The organism is Planomonospora corallina, assembly GCF_042650625.1.
Classification (GTDB): domain Bacteria; phylum Actinomycetota; class Actinomycetes; order Streptosporangiales; family Streptosporangiaceae; genus Planomonospora_B; species Planomonospora_B corallina.
This window is the reverse complement of the sequence record NZ_JBHSBM010000040.1, coordinates 158,127-174,327: the sequence shown is the minus strand read 5'-3', so window position 1 is coordinate 174,327 and position 16,201 is coordinate 158,127. Positions and strand designations below refer to the sequence as shown.

Genomic DNA, 16,201 nt, shown 5'->3' with positions numbered 1-16,201 from the left:
ATGAGCGGGACGCCGCCCACGACCATGCCGGGTTTGTCCCGCCCACCGAGCCGGGAGGCCCGCCCGCCCGCGAGGATCATCGCGTCGTAACCGCTCATGGGGACGACGCTAGCCCACCCCGGCCGGCCGCCGGAGACCGCCCGGCCCGCACCTCGGTCACGGCCCGTGGCGGGGCAGGGCGAACCGGGGCGGGCGGCGGAGACGACCCCGCCGACGGGGGGCCGCCGTCCCCTGCGGCCGTTCCCGGAGCGCTAACCGCCGATGGCGGACATGGGGCGGGACGGCTGCAGGAAGGACGGGTCGTCGATGCCGTGCCCGGCCTTCTTGGCCCGGACCGCCGCCAGCCAGCGCTCGGCGAGCTCGTCGTCGGAGGCGCCGGAGCGCATCGCCGCGCGCAGGTCGGACTCCTCGGTCGCGAACAGGCAGTTGCGGATCTGCCCGTCGGCGGTGAGCCGTACCCGGTCGCAGGCGCCGCAGAAGGGACGGGTGACCGAGCCGATCACGCCGACCCGGGCCGGGCCGCCGCCGACGAGGAACAGCTCGGCGGGGGCGCTGCCCCGCTCCGCCGGGTCGGCGTCGGTCAGGTCGAAGGAGGCCTGCAGCATGGCGAGGATCTCGTCGGCCGTGATCATGTTCTCCCGGCGCCAGCCGTGCTGGGCGTCCAGCGGCATCTGCTCGATGAAGCGCAGCTCGTAGCCGCGCTCCAGGCAGTAGTTCAGCAGCGGCACGGCCTCGTGCTCGTTGATCCCGCGCATCAGCACCGCGTTGATCTTCACCGGGCGCAGCCCGGCGGCATCGGCGGCGGCCAGGCCCGCCAGGACGTCGGCCAGCCGGTCGCGGTGGGCGAGCTTGACGAACGTCTCCCGGTCGAGGGTGTCCAGGGAGACGTTGACCCGGTGGAGCCCGGCCGCGGCGAGCGGCTCGGCGAGCCGGGCCAGTCCGATGCCGTTGGTGGTCAGCGAGACCTGGGGGGCGGGCGTGAGCGCGGTGGTGCGGGCCACGATGTCGACCAGCTCCCGGCGGAGCAGCGGCTCACCACCGGTGTAGCGGACCTCGGTGATGCCCAGCCGCTCCACGCCGATGGTGACCAGCCGGACGATCTCGTCGGCGGTCAGCAGCTCGGGCTTGGGCAGCCAGTCGAGCCCCTCCGGCGGCATGCAGTACGAGCAGCGGAGGTTGCAGCGGTCCGTGAGGGACACCCGAAGATCCGTCGCCACTCGGCCGAACGCGTCGCGCAGCACGGGCGCCACCCCTATCCGTCGTCATCCAGGCAGGGGCCAGCCTAAGGCCGTCCCCCTCTCCCGCCCAAAAAACCGGGCCTCACCGCCTGACAACGATCGCTCCGCCCGGGTGATTCCGTCCCCGCCGCACGGAGGCCGCGGCGCGGGCCGTACGGCACGGCGGTCCCGCTCCGGGATCACCGGGGAGGCGCGGCGCCGCCGGCCCGCCCTCCGCCGGCTCCGGCCCTCCGGTCTCCCCGTGCCGTTCGGGTGAAGTGCCGGGCGGTCGCCGTCCATGACAGGCCCCACACCAGGAAGAACGGCGACCAGAGCATCAGGTCCCAGCGCGCCAGTTCGCGGGCGAGCGCGGCGTGCTGCGGCGGGGGCGGGCGCAGACCGGTGAGCACCAGCGTGTCGCCGACGAAGCCGAAGCCCACCGGTCCGAAGGAGCGCACGATCATGAAGATCCCCGCCGTCCACGCGGCGGTGAGCAGGATCCACCGTGGGAACCGCCTGCCCCACGGACGCACGGTCGCCAGCGCGATGACGACGCCGGCGACCGCGACGGCGAACAGCGCCCAGTGACCGGCCACGAACAGCGGGTCCCGCGCCAGCAGCCGCTGCCGCAGGTCCGGCGGGAGCGGGTCCTTGTCCGCCAGGGCGTTCGCGCCCAGCGCCTGGGCGAGTTTCATCAGGCCGTAGGCGGCGGTGCACACGCACGCGGCGTACGCGGCGTACGCGGCCGGTCGTCTCCGTGCCCGGCCGCCCGGTACCGCCCCTCTCATGGCCTCCCCGCCCTGTCTCCCCGCCCTTCCGTCCGGCGGCGGTCGGTTCCGCCCGGACGGATCACCGCCCGTTCCGGCGCTGAGGTCCGCCCCGCGTCAGCCCCGGTCCGCGTTGCGCAGATGGCGCAGCGATCCGATCTCCGCGGCGTTCTTCATGAGCTCGATGTTCGCCCACGCGAGCACGTGGCCCAGCGGGAGCGTCCCGTCGGCGAACCACCCGCTCCGTTCGGTGGAGTCCAGGTCCGCGTCGCTCAGCGACTCCAGGGCGGCGGCCCACCGGTCATGGCACCCGTGCAGCCACCCGACCGCCGAGGCCACGTCCCCTGGCCAGGGCGTCGCCGCCGCTGCCGCCGACCAGTCGAACTCTCCGGCCGCCGCGCCGGGGCTTCCGAAGCAGCGGGTGTACGCCTGGCTCCACCAGAGACCGATGTGCCACATCACCCACCCGATGGACGTCGCCGCGATCGGTTCGGGCTCCGGCACGACCCAGTCGGCCGCCCACGTCCCGTCCGCTCTGCGGCGTACGCTCCAGCAGTTCGCCGCGGGCTCCCACAGAGCCTCCTCGTCGGTCACCCGCTCCAGGTGCAGGGTCAGCAGCGACCAGGACACGTTCAGCTGCCAGCGGAGCCGCTCCAGTTCGCACACGCCCGAGATCCTATGTCTCCGGCAGGGGCGCCCGCGCTGAGGTCACCAGGACCGGAGGAGGGCACGGATCCGCCCCCGGGACCGCGCAGGGCTCGAGCGCCGTCGGGCCCGGCCGGGGAGGACGGCGACCGTTCAGGGGAGGATCGCGTCCACGTACCCGCCGTCGACCCGGACCGCCCCGCCCGTGGTGGCGGAGGCGAGGGGGGAGCTCAGGTAGACGACCATGTTGGCGATCTCCTCGGGTTCGATCAGGCGCTGGAGCAGCGACTGCGGGCGGTGCTCGCGCATGAAGGCGCGCTGCGCCTCCTCCCAGGGGAGGTCGCGGCCGACGAGCTGGTGGACGAACTCCTCGACGCCGCCGGTGTGCGTGGGGCCGGCGATCACGCAGTTCACCGTGACCCCGGTGCCCGCCGCCTCCTTGGCGAAGCCGCGCGAGACCGCCAGGAGCGCGGTCTTGGTCATGCCGTAGTGGATCATCTCCGCCGGGATGACGACGGCCGAGTCGCTGCCGATGTACTGGACGCGCCCCCAGGACCGCCCGGTCATGCCGGGCAGGTAGGCGCGGGTCAGGCGGACCGCGGCCAGCACGTTGACCTCGAAGTAGCGGCGCCATTCGTCGTCGCTGATGTCGAGGGCGGGCCGGGCGCCGAAGACGCCCAGGTTGTTGATGAGGATGTCGGTCTCCGGCAGCGCCGACAGGACCTGCCGGGTGCCCTCGTCGGTGGCGACGTCACCCGCCGCGGGGACCAGGTCGGCGTCCGGGATCTCGGCGCGCATGCGCTCGACGGCCGCGCCCACCGACTCCCCGGATCTCCCGTTAATGCCGACGCGCGCCCCGGCGCGGGCCAGGCCGGTGGCGATCGCCGCGCCGATGCCCTGGGTCGATCCCGTCACCAGAGCGGTCTTCCCCACCAGATCGATGCGCATGGGGTGCGGTGTTCCCCCTGGCGTCCGCCGGACACCTCCGGGCCGAAGCCCTCGCCGGAGCCCGCCCCGGAGCCCGCCTCCGCGCCTCCCGGGAGGAGACCGCGGAGAGATCGCAGGACGCCGGTAGGGTGGTCTGCCGTGGAAGCGGGCGCAGGGCACGGGATGGTCGCCGTCCCGGCGGGGCGGGTGACGCTGTCGGACCGGCGGACGCGGCGCAGCTGGCCGGTCGAGGTCGCGCCGTTCCGGATGTCGGCGTTCCCGGTCACCCGGTCGTGGTACGCGCACGTCACCGGTGAGCGGCCGAGCGGCGCCCGGGGCGACCTGCTGCCGGTCGAGGGCGTCTCGTGGTGGGACGCGGTCCGGTTCTGCAACGCCCTGTCCCGGCAGGAAGGGCTGACGCCCGCCTACCGTCTCCGTGCCGGCGACGAGGCGGCCGAGTGGGACGCCTCCGCCGACGGGTACCGGCTGCCGACCGAGGCCGAGTGGGAGCACGCCTGCCGGGCCGGCACCTCGGGCCCCCGCTACGGCCCGCTCGACGAGATCGCCTGGTACCGGGGGAACTCCGGCGGGCGGATCCACCCCGTGGGCGGCAGGCGGCCCAACGCGTGGGGCCTGTACGACATGCTGGGCAACGTCTGGGACTGGTGCTGGGACGTCTACGACGCCGAGGTCTACGGCACGTACCGGGTGCTCCGCGGAGGCGGGTGGTCCGACGAGCACTGGAGCTGCCGCGCCTCGGTACGGCGCCGCAGCCACCCGACCTTCCGGATCGACGACGTGGGGTTCCGCGTCGCACGCTCCGCCCCGGCGCCTCCGCCGTGACGGCCCCGCGCCGGAACGACCGGCCGCCGGCGGGGAGGACGAGGGACGCCCCGAGCCGGAGGGCCGCCCCGAGTCGGCGGCGTCGCGGCCGCAGGTGTTCACCGGCCGGGCCGGGATCGCGCACGGAGCCGCGGGGGGGCGGAGGCTCCCTGGATGTCACACCGGAGGGAGCATGGTACGTCTGTACCTCTATGACCTGTAGGGCCATCGAACGCTTCGAGGAGCACCGCGACCTGCTGACCGGGGTCGCCTACCGGATCCTGGGCACCGTCGCCGACGCCGAGGACGTCGTGCAGGAGGCGTGGCTGCGCTGGTCCGGCACGGACACCGCGGTGGTCGAGAACGACCGAACCTACCTGATCAAGGTGACCACCCGCCTGGCCGTCGACCGGCTCCGGCGGCTCAAGGCCCGCCGGGAGTCCTACGTCGGGGAGTGGCTGCCCGAGCCGGTGCGTACGGACCCGGCGGGCACCGTCCCGGACGTGGCCGAGCGGGTCGAGCTGACCACGTCGGTGGAGTTGGCGCTGCTGGTGGTGCTGGAGACGTTGTCGCCGCTGGAGCGGGCGGTGTTCGTGCTGCGGGAGGCGTTCGGCCTGCCGTACGCGGAGATCGGCGAGGCGATCGGCCGCACCGAGGCGACGACCCGGCAGCTTTCGCGCCGGGCCAGAAAGCACGTCGAGGAGCGACGGCCGCGGTTCGACGTGGACCGGGCGAGCCGCCGCCGGCTCACCGAGCGGTTCATCGGCGCGTGTGCCGACGGCGACCTCGACGGGCTGGTCGCGATGCTCGCCGACGACGTCACGCTGGTGGCCGACGGCGGCGGCCGGGCGAAGGCACCGCTCCGGGTGCTCACGGGCGCCGGGAAGGTCGCCCGTTTCCTCACCGCGATCGCCACCGAGGCGAGTGCCCGGCGGTTCATCCGGTCCGTGGGCGTGACGGCGTCCGAGGGTCACGCGGTGGAGTTCGCCGACGTCAACGGCGCCCCGGCGGCCGTGGTGACCGCCGGAGGACGGCCCGTCTCCGTGTTCTCCCTGCTCGTCCGGGACGGCCTGGTCCGGACGGTCTACCTTGTCGTCGACCCGGAGAAGCTGGTCCGCCTCGCCTCCCCGGCCTGACGCCGCTGCGGCGGCCCGCCACCGGAGGGCGGAGCACCGGCCGGCGTCGCAGGGGCCGCGTATCCGGGGCATGCCGGCCCCGGATACGGCCCCGCGCCCGCGAACGGTTCCCCCTCTGCCCCGCTCCGGGGTTCCGCCGGCGGCGGGACCCCGCCATGTCACGTACACGCCCGGCTGCCGCGTCGTGAGGGCATGAGACGGGAAATCACCATCATCGGCGGCGGCCTCGCCGGACTCACCGCGGCCATCGCCTGCGCCGAGGGCGGCGCGTGCGTCACCATCCACGAGGCCCACCGCTCCCTGGGCGGGCGGGCCCGCTCCACCGCGGCGCCGTACATCGCCAACGACGGGCCGCACGTGTTCTACTCCGACGGCGCGCCGTGGCGCTGGATGGCGGCCCGCGGACTGGTCCGGCCGTTCCGCAGGCCCACGCTCGGCGAGCTCGCTCGAGGACGGTTCCGGTACGGCGGCCGCCCGGCCTTGACTCCGCCCTGGTCCCTGGTGAGCGCGCTCACCAGGCGGGGACTCACCGCCCCGGTGGAGCAGGACTTCCGCACCTGGGCCTCGGCGCGGTTCGGCGAGGAGGCGATGCGGGCGGCCTGCGGGCTGGCCGGTGTCGTCACCTTCGACGCCGACCCGGGGCGGCTGTCGGCGGCCTTCGTCTGGGAGCGGTTGCTGCGGGTGAGCGCGCCGCGGTATCCGGCTCCCCGCTACGTCGTCGGCGGCTGGCAGACGGTGGTCGACCGGATGGTCGCCCGCACGCGGGAACTGGGGGTGCGGATCGAGACCGGATCCCGGATCGACCGCCTGCCGGAGGACACCCCGGTGATCGTCGCGACCTCGCTGGACGCGGCCAGGGCCCTGCTCGGGGACGAGTCCCTGCACTGGGAGAGCGGCCGGGCGGTCCTGCTCGACCTCGGGCTCGCCAGGAGCTCCCGGGACGCCTTCTTCGTCTTCGACCTGGACGAGGGCGGATTCGCCGAGCAGTACGGCCTGGCGGACCGCACGCTCGCCCCCGCCGGGCGCACGCTCGCGCAGCTGGAGATGCCGCTGCGGGCGGGCGAGTCGAAGGCCGACGGGCTCGTCCGGCTGGAACGCCTGGCCGATCTCGCCCTGCCGGGCTGGCGGGAGCGCACGGCTTGGCGGCGCGAGGCGGTCGCAGGCGCCCGCACCGGCGCCCTGGACCTGCCCGGCTTCTCCTGGCGGGACCGGCCCGCGATCGGCCGGGGCGACGGCGTCTGGCTGGCGGGCGACGCGGTCGCGGCCCCCGGCCTGCTCAGCGAGGTCTCCACGCACAGCGCCCTGACCGCGGCGCGGGCCGCGCTGCGGGCGGTCGGGGCGCGGCCCGCGGCCTGACGCCGGGAGCCCGCACGCGGACCGGCGGGGTTCCGCCGCCGCGGCGCGGGCTCCGCGGCCGGGTCAGCCCTTGATGCAGATGAGCTGGCGGAGGTGGGCGACGACCTCGACCAGGTCGGACTGGGCGGCCATGACCGACTCGATGTCCTTGTAGGCGGCGGGGATCTCGTCGATCACGCCGGTGTCCTTGCGGCACTCGACGCCCGCGGTCTGCGCCTTGAAGTCCTCCAGCGTGAAGGTCCTCTTGGCCTTGTTCCGGCTCATCCGGCGACCGGCACCGTGCGAGGCCGAGTTGAACGCCGCGGCGTTCCCCAGGCCCTTCACTATGTAGGTGCCGGTCGCCATCGAGCCGGGGATGATGCCGAACTCGCCGGATCCCGCGCGGATCGCGCCCTTGCGGGTGACGAGCACATCCACGCCGTCGTACCGCTCCTCGGCCACGTAGTTGTGGTGGCAGGAGATCGGCTGCTCGAAGGTGATGCCGGGAAGGTGGCGCCGGAGCACGTCGCAGGCCAGAGCCATCATGACCGCCCGGTTGCGGCGCGCGTAGTCCTGCGCCCAGAACAGGTCCCTGCGGTAGGCGTCCATCTGCGGTGTGCCCCCGACGAACACCGCGAGGTCGCGGTCCGGCAGGTCCTGGTTGTGCGGCAGGCGCCGCGCCTCGCCGATGTGGTGCTCGGCCAGCTCCTTGCCGATGTTGCGCGATCCGGAGTGCAGCACGACCCAGACCGTGCCCTCGTCGTCGGCGCAGACCTCCAGGAAGTGGTTCCCTCCCCCGAGGGTGCCCATCTGGACCTCGGCCCGCTCCCGCAGACCCCGCACGCCGGGGGCCAGGTGGTCGAAGCCCTGCCAGAAGTCCGCCCAGTCGGCGGTCTTGAAGCCGTGCAGCTTCGCCGGGTCGACGGGCCGCTTGTGGTGCCCGAAGCCGACGGGCACCGCCTGCTCGAGCTTCGAGCGCAGGTAGCCGAGGTCGTCGGGCAGGCTCCCGGCCCGGTAGGAGGTCTTCACGGCGGTCATCCCGCACCCGATGTCCACGCCCACCGCCGCCGGCGAGACCGCGTCCCGCATGGCGATGACCGAGCCCACGGTGGCCCCCTTGCCGTGGTGCACGTCCGGCATCACGGCGACCCCGTGCACCCACGGCATGTTGGACACGTTGCGCAGCTGCTGCATGACGTTGCTCTCGACCTCGGCCGGGTCGGTCCACATCCGGATCGGCGCGCGGCCACCCGTCACCTCGTTGTACGTCATCCCACGTCGCCTCCCTCCGGCGAGATCGATCGCGAACGAGGTCAATGACGCCAGAACCGGATCACCCGCCGCAACTCAATTAACGGCCCTCACCCGGATGAACGGCGCGGACACCGGGCGGTCTTCCCGCGCGGCGGACGCCCGGACGGGCAGGCAGCCGGGCGGGCGGGCGGCGGAGCACCCACCACCCGCGGGGCGCTCAGGATCCGGGCGGGAGCGCGGTGATCGACGTCCCCTGGGCCAGCAGGAGCAGGACCGCGACCCCGGCGACGGCGACGGCCGCGGCGAAGGGCGCGCGCGGCGAGCGGCGGCCCAGCGACAGCCCCGCCCCGGCGAGCGCGCAGGCCCCGGCCAGGGCCGCCCAGCCGGCGGCGCCGGGCGGTCCGGGCGGGGCGAGCACGAGCAGGCAGACGGCGGCCAGGAGCGGGACGGGGACCAGTGCGCGGACGCGGCCGGAACCCAGCCGCTGCGGCCAGCCGCGCACGCCGGTGGCGAGGTCGCCGGGGATGTCCGGCAGCACGTTGGCCAGGTGCGCCCCGCAGCCGAGCAGGGCCGCCGCGAGCACCGCCCACCAGACCGGCCACGGGCTGCCCGGCAGGCCGAGCGCGACGAAGGCGGGCAGCGAGCCGAAGCCCACGGCGTACGGCGCCCACGAGATCCGGGTGGCCTTCAGCCCGAGGTCGTAGGCCCACGCGGCGGCGACGCCGGTCAGGTGGGCGGTCCCGGCCGCCGCTCCGGAGGCGAGGGAGAGCGGCACGCACACCGCCAGCGCCACCAGGGCGGCGGTCCAGACCGTCCGGGGGCCGAGCGTGCCGTCGGCGACCGGCTTGCCGGTCCGCCCGGCGGCGCGGTCCCGGCCGGCGTCCACGGCGTCGTTGCACCAGCCGATCGAGAGCTGCCCGGCCAGCACGGCGGCGGCCACCAGGGCGCAGCCGGCCGCGTCGCGCCCGCTCGCCACGGCCAGCGCGGTGGTCAGCGCGGTGACCGCGGCGGTGGGGCCGGGGTGGCAGGCCCGCAGCAGTCCCCACAGCGTCTCCCGCGGTGTCCGGCGCCCCTCGGCGTCCCGGTGTGGCCCGTCCCCGCGCGGGAGGCCGCTCGTCGTCACGGACGCGATCCTAGACGGCACCGGGCCGCGGAGCTGCGGGACCGGGCGCACGGGTGCGCGCCGACGCACGGCTGCGGTTCACCGGCCCGCTTCCGCACCGCCGGGCGCACGGGCGCACGCCGACGCGTGACTGCGGTTCACCGGCCCGCTTCCGCACCGCCGGGCGCAGGGGTGCGCGGACTCGCGACCAGGGGGGACGGACATGACCGATCATCATCCCGTCCGGGAGGGTATGGCGCCGGGCCGGATGGGCAGGGAGCAGATATGCCGCTGTCCGCACTCCGGGGGTGTCCCGATTGAGCCGTATCGCCGCTGTTCACGGCGTTCTTCCCCCGCATCGCTACGCCCAGGATGAGATCGCGGACGCGTTCGCGAAGTTGTGCCTCCCGGCCGGGGCCGACCGCTCGCTCCTGGACCGGTTCCACGCGGGCGCGGGGGTCGGCCACCGCCACCTGAGCCTGCCGCTCGACCACTACGGCAAGATCGACGGTTTCGGGGCCGCCAACGACCTGTTCGTCGAGACCGCCCTCGACCTCGGCGCCGAGGCGGTGAGCGGAGCGCTGGAGGCCGCCGGGATCGCCCCGGACGACGTGGATCTGATCATGTGCACCTCGGTGACCGGGATCGCCGCGCCCTCGCTGGAGGCCCGGCTGGCGGGCCGGCTGGGGCTGCGCCCCGACGTCAAGCGGGTACCGGTGTTCGGTCTCGGCTGCGTCGCCGGGGCGGCCGGGATCGCCCGCGTCCACGACTACCTGCGCGGCTGGCCGGACCATGTGGCCGTGCTGCTCTCGGTCGAGCTGTGCTCGCTGACCCTGCAGCGCGGCGACACCTCCGTCGCCAACCTGGTGGCCGGCGCCCTGTTCGGTGACGGCGCGGCCGCGGTGGTCGCCTGCGGCGACGGCCGCCCGGAGCGGAGGGCGGGGCAGGAGACCGGGCAGGGGGCGGGACGGGAGACCGGGCAGGGGGCGGGACGGGAGACCGGGCAGGGGCCGCACGTGGTGGCCACCCGCAGCCGGCTCTACCCCGATTCGGGGCGCGTGATGGGCTGGGAGATCGGCGACACCGGTTTCCGGGTCGTCCTCGACGCGAGCGTCCCCGACCTGGTCAGGACCCACCTGGCCGGCGACGTGGAGGGTTTCCTGGCCGAGCACGGCCTGACGTCCGGCGAGGTCGCGGCCTGGGTCTGCCATCCCGGCGGACCGAAGGTGATCGAGGCCGTCTCCGAGGCGCTCCGGCTGCCGCCCGGCGCGCTGGACGTCACCCGGCGCTCGCTGGCCGAGGTCGGGAACCTCTCCTCCGCCTCGGTGCTGCACGTGCTGCGGGACACGATCGCGCTGCGCCCGCCGCCGGGCAGCGCGGGCCTGCTCATCGCGATGGGCCCCGGTTTCTGCTCCGAACTCGTCCTGCTGCGCTGGTAGGGGGCACGGATGGTCTGGCAGCTCTCACCGTGGTACCTGTCGCTGATCCTGCTCGTGGCGGCCGAGCGCCTCGCCGAGCTGGCCGTCGCCCGCCGCAACACGCGGTGGAGCCTGGCCCGCGGCGGGGTGGTCTCCGGGCGGGGCCACTATCCGTGGATGGTCGCCCTGCACACGGGCCTGCTCGCCGGCTGCCTGCTGGAGGCGGGCCTGGCCGGCCGGCCCTTCGTCCCGGCGCTCGGCTGGCCGATGCTGGCCCTCGTGCTCGCCGCGCAGGCGCTGCGCTGGTGGTGCGTGGCCGCGCTGGGGCCGCAGTGGAACACCCAGGTGATCGTGGTGCCCGGCCTGCCCGCGGTGGCGGGCGGCCCCTACCGGCTGCTGCGCCATCCCAACTACGTGGCGGTGGCGGTGGAGGGGGCGGCGCTGCCCCTGGTGCACGGGGCGTGGGTCACCGCCGCCGTCTTCACGGCCGGCAACGCGGCGCTGATGGTGGTCCGGATCCGCTGCGAGAACGCCGCCCTGGCCGCCCTCGTCCCGGTGCCGGGCCGGAGCCCGGCATGATCGACGTGCTGGTCGCCGGGGGCGGGCCGGCCGGGCTGGCGACCGCCGTCTGCGCGGCGCTGGCCGGGATGGAGGCGGTCGTCGTCGAGCCCCGGCCCGGCCCGGTGGACAAGGCCTGCGGAGAGGGGTTGATGCCCAGCGGGGTCGCCGCCCTGCTCGCCCTGGGCGTGGAGCCGGCCGGCCGGCCGCTGCGCGGGATCCGCTATCTGGACGGGCGTCACCGGGCGCAGGCCGACTTCGCGGGCGGCACCGGGTTGGGTGTGCGCCGCACCGAGCTGCACGCGGCGCTGGCGCGGCGCGCGGCCGAGCTGGGCGTGCGGACCGTGCCCGGACGGGTGTGCGGGCTGCGGCAGTGGGACGGCGGCGTCGAGGCCGCCGGGCTGCGGGCGCGCTGGCTGGTGGCCGCCGACGGCCTGCACTCGCCGGTGCGGGCGCTGCTCGGGCTGGAGGCGCCCGGGAGCGGGCCGCGCCGGTACGGCCTGCGGCGGCACTACGCGGTCGCCCCCTGGACGGACTACGTCGAGGTGCACTGGGCGGCGGACGGCGAGGCGTACGTGACGCCGGTGGGCGAGAACCTGGTGGGCGTGGCGCTGCTGACCTCCCGGCGGGGCGGCTACGCCGAGCGGCTGCGTGACTTCCCGGGGCTCCTGGCCCGGCTGGAGCGTCCCGCGACCGCGGTGCGCGGTGCCGGGCCGATGCGCCGGCGGGTGCGCTCCCGGGTCGCCGGGCGGGTGCTGCTGGTCGGTGACGCGGCCGGGTACACCGACGCGCTCACCGGCGAGGGGGTCTCCCTTGCGCTGCTGTCGGCGCGGGCGCTGGTGGAGTGCCTGCGCGCCGGGGCCCCGCAGGCGTACGAGGGCGCGTGGCGGCGGTTGTCCCGGCGGCACCGGCTGCTCACCGGCGCGCTACTGGCCACCCGGCGGCACCGGGGGGCGGCCCGGCTGATCGTCCCCGCGGCGCAGCGCGTGCCCGCCCTGTTCGGCGCGGCGGTGCACGCGCTGGCCTGAGGTCCGCGCCGCTCGCGGGGCGGGCGCGGGGAATGCCCCGGCACCGGAAGGCGCCGGCACGTCCCCTCCCCGCGGCGGGCCCGCCGCGGGGAGGGGACGGGAGAGACCGTACGGCCTCAGCCGATCCTGTGGACGGCGCTGAGCTCGGGGGCGTGGCGGCCCGTCCCCGGGAAGTAGACCCGCCACTCCCCTCCCCGGTGGCCCCGGATCTTCCGGGTGAAGCGCCCGGTCCTGTCGGTCGCGGCCGTGGCCACCGCCTCCCAGGCGCCGCCCCGCTCCGGCCGGTGCATGATCTTCACGCGCTGGCGGGGGAAGGGGGCGTAGTCGAGGTACCCCTGCGGGTCGAGCCGGTTCAGCACTCCCCTGACCCGCACGGCGCCGTCCTCACGGCGCACCTGGACCGCGCTGAAGTCGGCCGCGTGCCGGAGCCGGAAGGTGGAGTGCCGGACGACCCGGGTGCCGTCCGAGGCCTTCGCGACGGCGGTCACGGTCCACAGCCCGGTCGGGTACCAGCGGGTCAGCCGCCGCTCGGGCAGGAACCGCCAGGTCCGCCAGCCCGGCTCGCGCCGCTGCACGCTCTCCTCCTCCTGCTGCCGGTTCTGCGGCCCGGCCTGCGGGGCGGACGCGGGCGGCGCGCCGGGCTCCACCTTGATCGTCACGCCTTCCCGTCCGGAGGCCCCGCGGGCGACGACCTCGATCACCAGGCGGACCGGCCGGTCCGGGTGGACCACCGGGTTCTCCGGGCGCAGGGTGATCGAGCGGATCGCCACGTGGTGGTCGGCCGCCGGGGCGGGCGCCGCCGCGGCGGGCACCGGCGCGGTGGCCAGCGGCAGCGCGCAGGCCGCGGCCGTCAGGGAGACGAGAGAAGCTCTGAAGGTCATGACCAGGAACGCTAGACAGCGCCTGGCAATGACCTGGGACGCGACAGATCCGCGGACCGCCAAGACACCGCCAAGGCGCCCGCCCCCGCCGGGCGGGCGCCTCGGCGGCGCCGGACGCGTCAGCCGGCGTACATCTCCTCGATGATCTGCTCGTACTTGGCGTGGATGACGCGGCGCTTGAGCTTCAGGCTCGGGGTGAGCTCCTCGGTCTCGGGCGTCCACTCCACCGGGAGCAGGCGCCAGCGCTTGACCTGCTGGACCCGGGCCAGCTTCTCGTTGGCCGCGGCGACGGCCGCCTCGACGGCCTTGAGCACGTCGGGGTGCTCGGTGAGCTCGGCGAGGGTGGTGAACTCGATCCCGTTGGCCTGCGCCCAGCCGGGGGCGACCTCGCCGTCGAGGGTCAGGATCGCCACCGGGTACGGCCTGCGGTCGCCGTAGGCGAGGGCCTGCCCGATGAGCGGGTGCTCCTTGAGGTAGTTCTCGATGTTGGCCGGGGAGACGTTCTCGCCGCCGGCGGTGATGATGAGCTCCTTCTTGCGGTCGACGATGCGCAGGAAGCCGTCGGGGTCGAGGGAGCCCACGTCGCCGGTGTGCAGCCACCCCTCGGCGTCGAGCAGCTCGGCGGTGGCCTCGGGCCGGTTCAGGTAGCCGGCGGTGTCGAGCGGGCTGCGGGTGAGGATCTCGCCGTCCTCGGCGATGCGGACCTCGACGCCGGGCTGGCCGCGGCCGACGGTGCCGAGCTTGTAGGCGTCGTTGGTGTTGCCGGTGAAGGCGCCGGTCGTCTCGGTCATGCCGTACACGTCGAGGATCTTCATGCCGAGGCCGGCGAAGAAGCGCTGGACCTCCAGCGGCATCGGGGCGGCGGCGGTGGCCAGCCACTGGGCGTTCTCGAATCCGATCATGGAGCGGATGATCGACAGGAGCGCGGTGTCGGCCTGCTCGTAGGCCGCCCGGATCTCCGGGGTCATGGTCCCGCCGTACTGGCCGGCCTCGATGTAGGCCAGTCCGGCGGCCATGGCCCTGCGGACGTTCTCCTGCTGCTCGGCGGGCTGGGTGGCCATCAGCGCCTGCAGGCGGGCCATGATCTTCTCCCAGACGCGGGGCACGCCGAAGAACATCACCGGCTTGACCTGCGCCAGCGTCGGCCCGAGGTTCGCCAGGTCGGTGCAGAAGTACACGTGGGAGATCTTGAACAGCGGCAGGTAGAGGCTGAGCACCCGCTCGGCGATGTGCGCGTAGGTGAGGTAGGAGATCTGGGTGCCGTGGGTGGGCAGCGTGGTCATCCGGTCGGTGGCGCCGACCTCGTAGAGCACGTTGGCGTGGGTGAGCGGCACGCCCTTGGGGTTGCCGGTGGTGCCCGAGGTGTACAGGACGGTCAGCACGTCCTCGGCCTTGACCGCCTGCCAGCGGGCGTCGACCGCGGCGGGGTCGGCGGCCAGCCGCTCGGCGCCCAGCGCCAGGAAGTCGTCCCAGGTCATGAAGCGGTCGTCGCCCGCCGGGGCGTCCTGGAGCATCACGACCTTCGCCAGGCGGGGCAGCTCGCCCAGGATCGGCTCCCAGCGGTCCAGCTCCGCCCGGCCGCCCAGCACCGCGACCTTCGCGCCGACGTCGCCGGCGACGAAGGCGACCTGGTCGGGGGCGAAGGTGGAGTAGACCGAGCAGGACGCGGCCCCGGCGTGCACGGCGCCGAGGTCGGCCAGCACGTGCTCGCTCCGGTTGATCATCATCAGCGCGACGGTGTCGCCGGACTCCACACCGAGGGCGGCGAAGGCCGCGGCGATCTGGAGCACCCGCTGCCGGGCCTCGGCGTAGGTCAAGGTCGTCCAGCCGTCCCCCGCGGGATCGGAGTAGGCGGGCGCGCCGGGATTCTCCTCCGCCGCCTCCTTCAGCTGTGCGCACACGGTACGGCCCGCGATCTCCTGCTCGATCGCGGTGCGCACGTCCAGGACCTCATCCATGCCGCGCCTCCAGAAAGTGCTCACTTGCACGATTGGCATGCATCGCACCACACCAGACCGGTGCAGACAAGAGCACCCAGGAAGAAAGAATCACGCTGTTACCGATGGATCACAGCGGAACGGACAGACAGCCGTGAACCGACCATCAGGCGCAGGTGGAGGGCCCCGCACCCGGTGTCCGCGAACCCGGTCATGGGAGCATTCCCAGGTGACCCAGCTGCTCGATCTCGTCGGGATCTTCGTCTTCGCGCTCTCCGGCGCGCTCGTCGGCGTGCGCAGGCGGCTGGACGTGGTCGGCATGGCCGTGCTCGCCTCGATGACCGCGCTGGGCGGCGGGATCCTGCGCGACCTGGTCCTCAACGTACGGCCCGCGGCCTTCTTCAGCGTCGGCTACGTCGTGGTGCCGCTGGCCGCCACGGTGATCGTGTTCTTCTGGCACCCGCACGTCCTGCGGGTGATGCCCGTGGTGAACGTCTTCGACGCGGCGGGCCTGGGCCTGTTCTGCGCGGTCGGCACCGAGAAGGCGATGGACGCCGGCCTCAGTCCGTTGCACGCCGTGCTGCTCGGGGTGCTCACCGCGGTCGGCGGCGGCGTGCTGCGCGACGTGCTCTCGGGACAGGTCCCCATCCTGCTGTACGACCGCCAGCTCTACGCGGTGCCCGCCCTGCTCGGCTCGGTGACGATGGCCACCCTCTACGCCCTCGATCTGCACGGCTGGCCCGCCACCCTCTCGGCGGCGGTCCTCGCCTTCGGGCTGCGGATCGCGGCCGTGCGTTTCCGGCTCCGCGCCCCGCTCGCCAGGGGCGTCACCCCTCAGGAGTGAACCGCCCCGCAGGAGCGGGCCCGGCACGGGAAGCGATCCCGGCACGGGAGCGGGCCGGACGGGAGCGGGCCGCCGCCCGCGGGGCGGGCCGGAGTTCGGGGCGGCCGGAGCGCGGGACGGGTCAGAGCGCGGGACGGGTCAGAGCGCGGGGGTGATCGGCTGGGGCGGGCGGGCGCCGTACGGGCCCAGGATCCGCGCCTCGGCGATGCGCTCCACCGCCTCGGTGACGACCCGGGGCGGCTGGGTGAACGGCAGGCGGAGCCGGCCCTCCAGGGCTCCGTCCACCCCGAACCAGGTGCCGGGCGCGAGCCGTACCCCGTGGGAGGCGGC

At 75.0% G+C, this 16,201-nt stretch carries 15 protein-coding genes and 1 pseudogene; 7 read left to right on the top strand and 9 right to left on the bottom strand.

The window, feature by feature from the left end:
- Positions 1 to 251: 251 nt before the first annotated feature.
- The 4 genes from moaA to ACFOWE_RS27610 all read right to left on the bottom strand — a co-directional run bounded on the left by moaA (position 252) and on the right by ACFOWE_RS27610 (position 3,577).
- Complete coding sequence (gene moaA / locus ACFOWE_RS27625; RefSeq protein WP_377292868.1) at positions 252 to 1,241, bottom strand: GTP 3',8-cyclase MoaA; 990 nt, start codon at positions 1,239 to 1,241, stop codon at positions 252 to 254.
- Between the two features lie 176 nt (positions 1,242 to 1,417).
- Positions 1,418 to 1,936, bottom strand: coding sequence for a DUF3995 domain-containing protein (locus ACFOWE_RS27620; RefSeq protein WP_377292866.1), 519 nt, complete (start codon positions 1,934 to 1,936; stop codon positions 1,418 to 1,420).
- A gap of 165 nt (positions 1,937 to 2,101) precedes the next feature.
- The gene (locus tag ACFOWE_RS27615) at positions 2,102 to 2,650 is read right to left on the bottom strand and encodes a DinB family protein (protein ID WP_377292864.1); all 549 of its coding nucleotides are present in this window, start codon (positions 2,648 to 2,650) and stop codon (positions 2,102 to 2,104) included.
- Between the two features lie 132 nt (positions 2,651 to 2,782).
- Positions 2,783 to 3,577: an SDR family NAD(P)-dependent oxidoreductase gene (locus tag ACFOWE_RS27610; protein WP_377292862.1), complete on the bottom strand. Its 795-nt coding sequence runs from the start codon at positions 3,575 to 3,577 to the stop codon at positions 2,783 to 2,785.
- Positions 3,578 to 3,739: 162 nt separating this feature from the next.
- Between ACFOWE_RS27610 and ACFOWE_RS27605 the strand changes: the two genes are divergently transcribed.
- From ACFOWE_RS27605 to ACFOWE_RS27595, 3 genes are all read left to right on the top strand, one after another.
- Entirely contained in the window at positions 3,740 to 4,399 is a 660-nt protein-coding gene (locus tag ACFOWE_RS27605) for a formylglycine-generating enzyme family protein (protein WP_377293169.1), read from the top strand.
- Between the two features lie 191 nt (positions 4,400 to 4,590).
- Complete coding sequence (sigJ, locus tag ACFOWE_RS27600) at positions 4,591 to 5,514, top strand: RNA polymerase sigma factor SigJ (RefSeq protein ID WP_377292860.1); 924 nt, start codon at positions 4,591 to 4,593, stop codon at positions 5,512 to 5,514.
- Between the two features lie 192 nt (positions 5,515 to 5,706).
- Positions 5,707 to 6,870, top strand: a complete 1,164-nt coding sequence (locus ACFOWE_RS27595) for an NAD(P)-binding protein (RefSeq protein ID WP_377292858.1) — start codon at positions 5,707 to 5,709, stop codon at positions 6,868 to 6,870.
- 63 nt (positions 6,871 to 6,933) lie between these two features.
- On the opposite strand, the gene ACFOWE_RS27590 is transcribed toward ACFOWE_RS27595, so the two are convergent.
- Both ACFOWE_RS27590 and ACFOWE_RS27585 read right to left on the bottom strand, forming a co-directional pair.
- Positions 6,934 to 8,121 carry an RtcB family protein gene (locus ACFOWE_RS27590; RefSeq protein WP_377292856.1) on the bottom strand — a complete coding sequence of 396 codons (1,188 nt, stop codon included), beginning with the start codon at positions 8,119 to 8,121 and terminating at the stop codon, positions 6,934 to 6,936.
- Between the two features lie 199 nt (positions 8,122 to 8,320).
- Positions 8,321 to 9,226 (bottom strand): UbiA family prenyltransferase, encoded by a 906-nt coding sequence (locus tag ACFOWE_RS27585; protein WP_377292854.1) that lies wholly within the window; start codon positions 9,224 to 9,226, stop codon positions 8,321 to 8,323.
- Positions 9,227 to 9,522: 296 nt separating this feature from the next.
- Between ACFOWE_RS27585 and ACFOWE_RS27580 the strand changes: the two genes are divergently transcribed.
- Genes ACFOWE_RS27580 through ACFOWE_RS27570 form a run of 3 tightly spaced genes read left to right on the top strand, consistent with a single transcriptional unit; the run spans position 9,523 to position 12,209 of the window.
- Positions 9,523 to 10,644 (top strand): type III polyketide synthase, encoded by a 1,122-nt coding sequence (locus ACFOWE_RS27580; RefSeq protein WP_377292852.1) that lies wholly within the window; start codon positions 9,523 to 9,525, stop codon positions 10,642 to 10,644.
- Between the two features lie 9 nt (positions 10,645 to 10,653).
- The gene (locus tag ACFOWE_RS27575; protein WP_377292850.1) at positions 10,654 to 11,202 is read left to right on the top strand and encodes an isoprenylcysteine carboxyl methyltransferase family protein; all 549 of its coding nucleotides are present in this window, start codon (positions 10,654 to 10,656) and stop codon (positions 11,200 to 11,202) included.
- Positions 11,199 to 12,209 (top strand): NAD(P)/FAD-dependent oxidoreductase, encoded by a 1,011-nt coding sequence (locus ACFOWE_RS27570; RefSeq protein ID WP_377292848.1) that lies wholly within the window; start codon positions 11,199 to 11,201, stop codon positions 12,207 to 12,209. The genes ACFOWE_RS27575 and ACFOWE_RS27570 overlap by 4 nt, the downstream gene beginning before the upstream one ends.
- A gap of 116 nt (positions 12,210 to 12,325) precedes the next feature.
- Here the strand turns inward: ACFOWE_RS27570 and ACFOWE_RS27565 are convergent, their stop codons facing one another.
- Together ACFOWE_RS27565 and ACFOWE_RS27560 are read right to left on the bottom strand one after the other, a co-directional pair.
- Positions 12,326 to 13,090, bottom strand: a complete 765-nt coding sequence (locus ACFOWE_RS27565) for a hypothetical protein (protein ID WP_377292846.1) — start codon at positions 13,088 to 13,090, stop codon at positions 12,326 to 12,328.
- A 119-nt stretch (positions 13,091 to 13,209) separates the two neighbouring features.
- Positions 13,210 to 15,048 carry an AMP-dependent synthetase/ligase gene (locus ACFOWE_RS27560; RefSeq protein ID WP_377292844.1) on the bottom strand — a complete coding sequence of 613 codons (1,839 nt, stop codon included), beginning with the start codon at positions 15,046 to 15,048 and terminating at the stop codon, positions 13,210 to 13,212.
- 208 nt (positions 15,049 to 15,256) lie between these two features.
- On the opposite strand from ACFOWE_RS27560, the gene ACFOWE_RS27555 reads away from it, so the two are divergent.
- Positions 15,257 to 15,871: a trimeric intracellular cation channel family protein gene (locus ACFOWE_RS27555; RefSeq protein WP_377292842.1), complete on the top strand. Its 615-nt coding sequence runs from the start codon at positions 15,257 to 15,259 to the stop codon at positions 15,869 to 15,871.
- 138 nt (positions 15,872 to 16,009) lie between these two features.
- On the opposite strand, the pseudogene ACFOWE_RS27550 reads toward ACFOWE_RS27555, so the two are convergent.
- Positions 16,010 to 16,201, bottom strand: a pseudogene (locus tag ACFOWE_RS27550) (PLP-dependent aminotransferase family protein); the annotation flags it as partial.

Excerpts from the sequence above, each read along its gene's own strand:
- ACFOWE_RS27610 (WP_377292862.1), bottom strand. The coding sequence starts at position 3,577 with ATGCGCATCGATCTGGTGGGGAAGACCGCTCTGGTGACGGGATCGACC.
- ACFOWE_RS27605 (WP_377293169.1), top strand. The coding sequence starts at position 3,740 with ATGGTCGCCGTCCCGGCGGGGCGGGTGACGCTGTCGGACCGGCGGACG.
- sigJ (WP_377292860.1), top strand. The coding sequence starts at position 4,591 with ATGACCTGTAGGGCCATCGAACGCTTCGAGGAGCACCGCGACCTGCTG.
- ACFOWE_RS27595 (WP_377292858.1), top strand. The coding sequence starts at position 5,707 with ATGAGACGGGAAATCACCATCATCGGCGGCGGCCTCGCCGGACTCACC.
- ACFOWE_RS27590 (WP_377292856.1), bottom strand. The coding sequence starts at position 8,121 with ATGACGTACAACGAGGTGACGGGTGGCCGCGCGCCGATCCGGATGTGG.
- ACFOWE_RS27575 (WP_377292850.1), top strand. The coding sequence starts at position 10,654 with ATGGTCTGGCAGCTCTCACCGTGGTACCTGTCGCTGATCCTGCTCGTG.
- ACFOWE_RS27570 (WP_377292848.1), top strand. The coding sequence starts at position 11,199 with ATGATCGACGTGCTGGTCGCCGGGGGCGGGCCGGCCGGGCTGGCGACC.
- ACFOWE_RS27565 (WP_377292846.1), bottom strand. The coding sequence starts at position 13,090 with ATGACCTTCAGAGCTTCTCTCGTCTCCCTGACGGCCGCGGCCTGCGCG.
- ACFOWE_RS27560 (WP_377292844.1), bottom strand. The coding sequence starts at position 15,048 with ATGGATGAGGTCCTGGACGTGCGCACCGCGATCGAGCAGGAGATCGCG.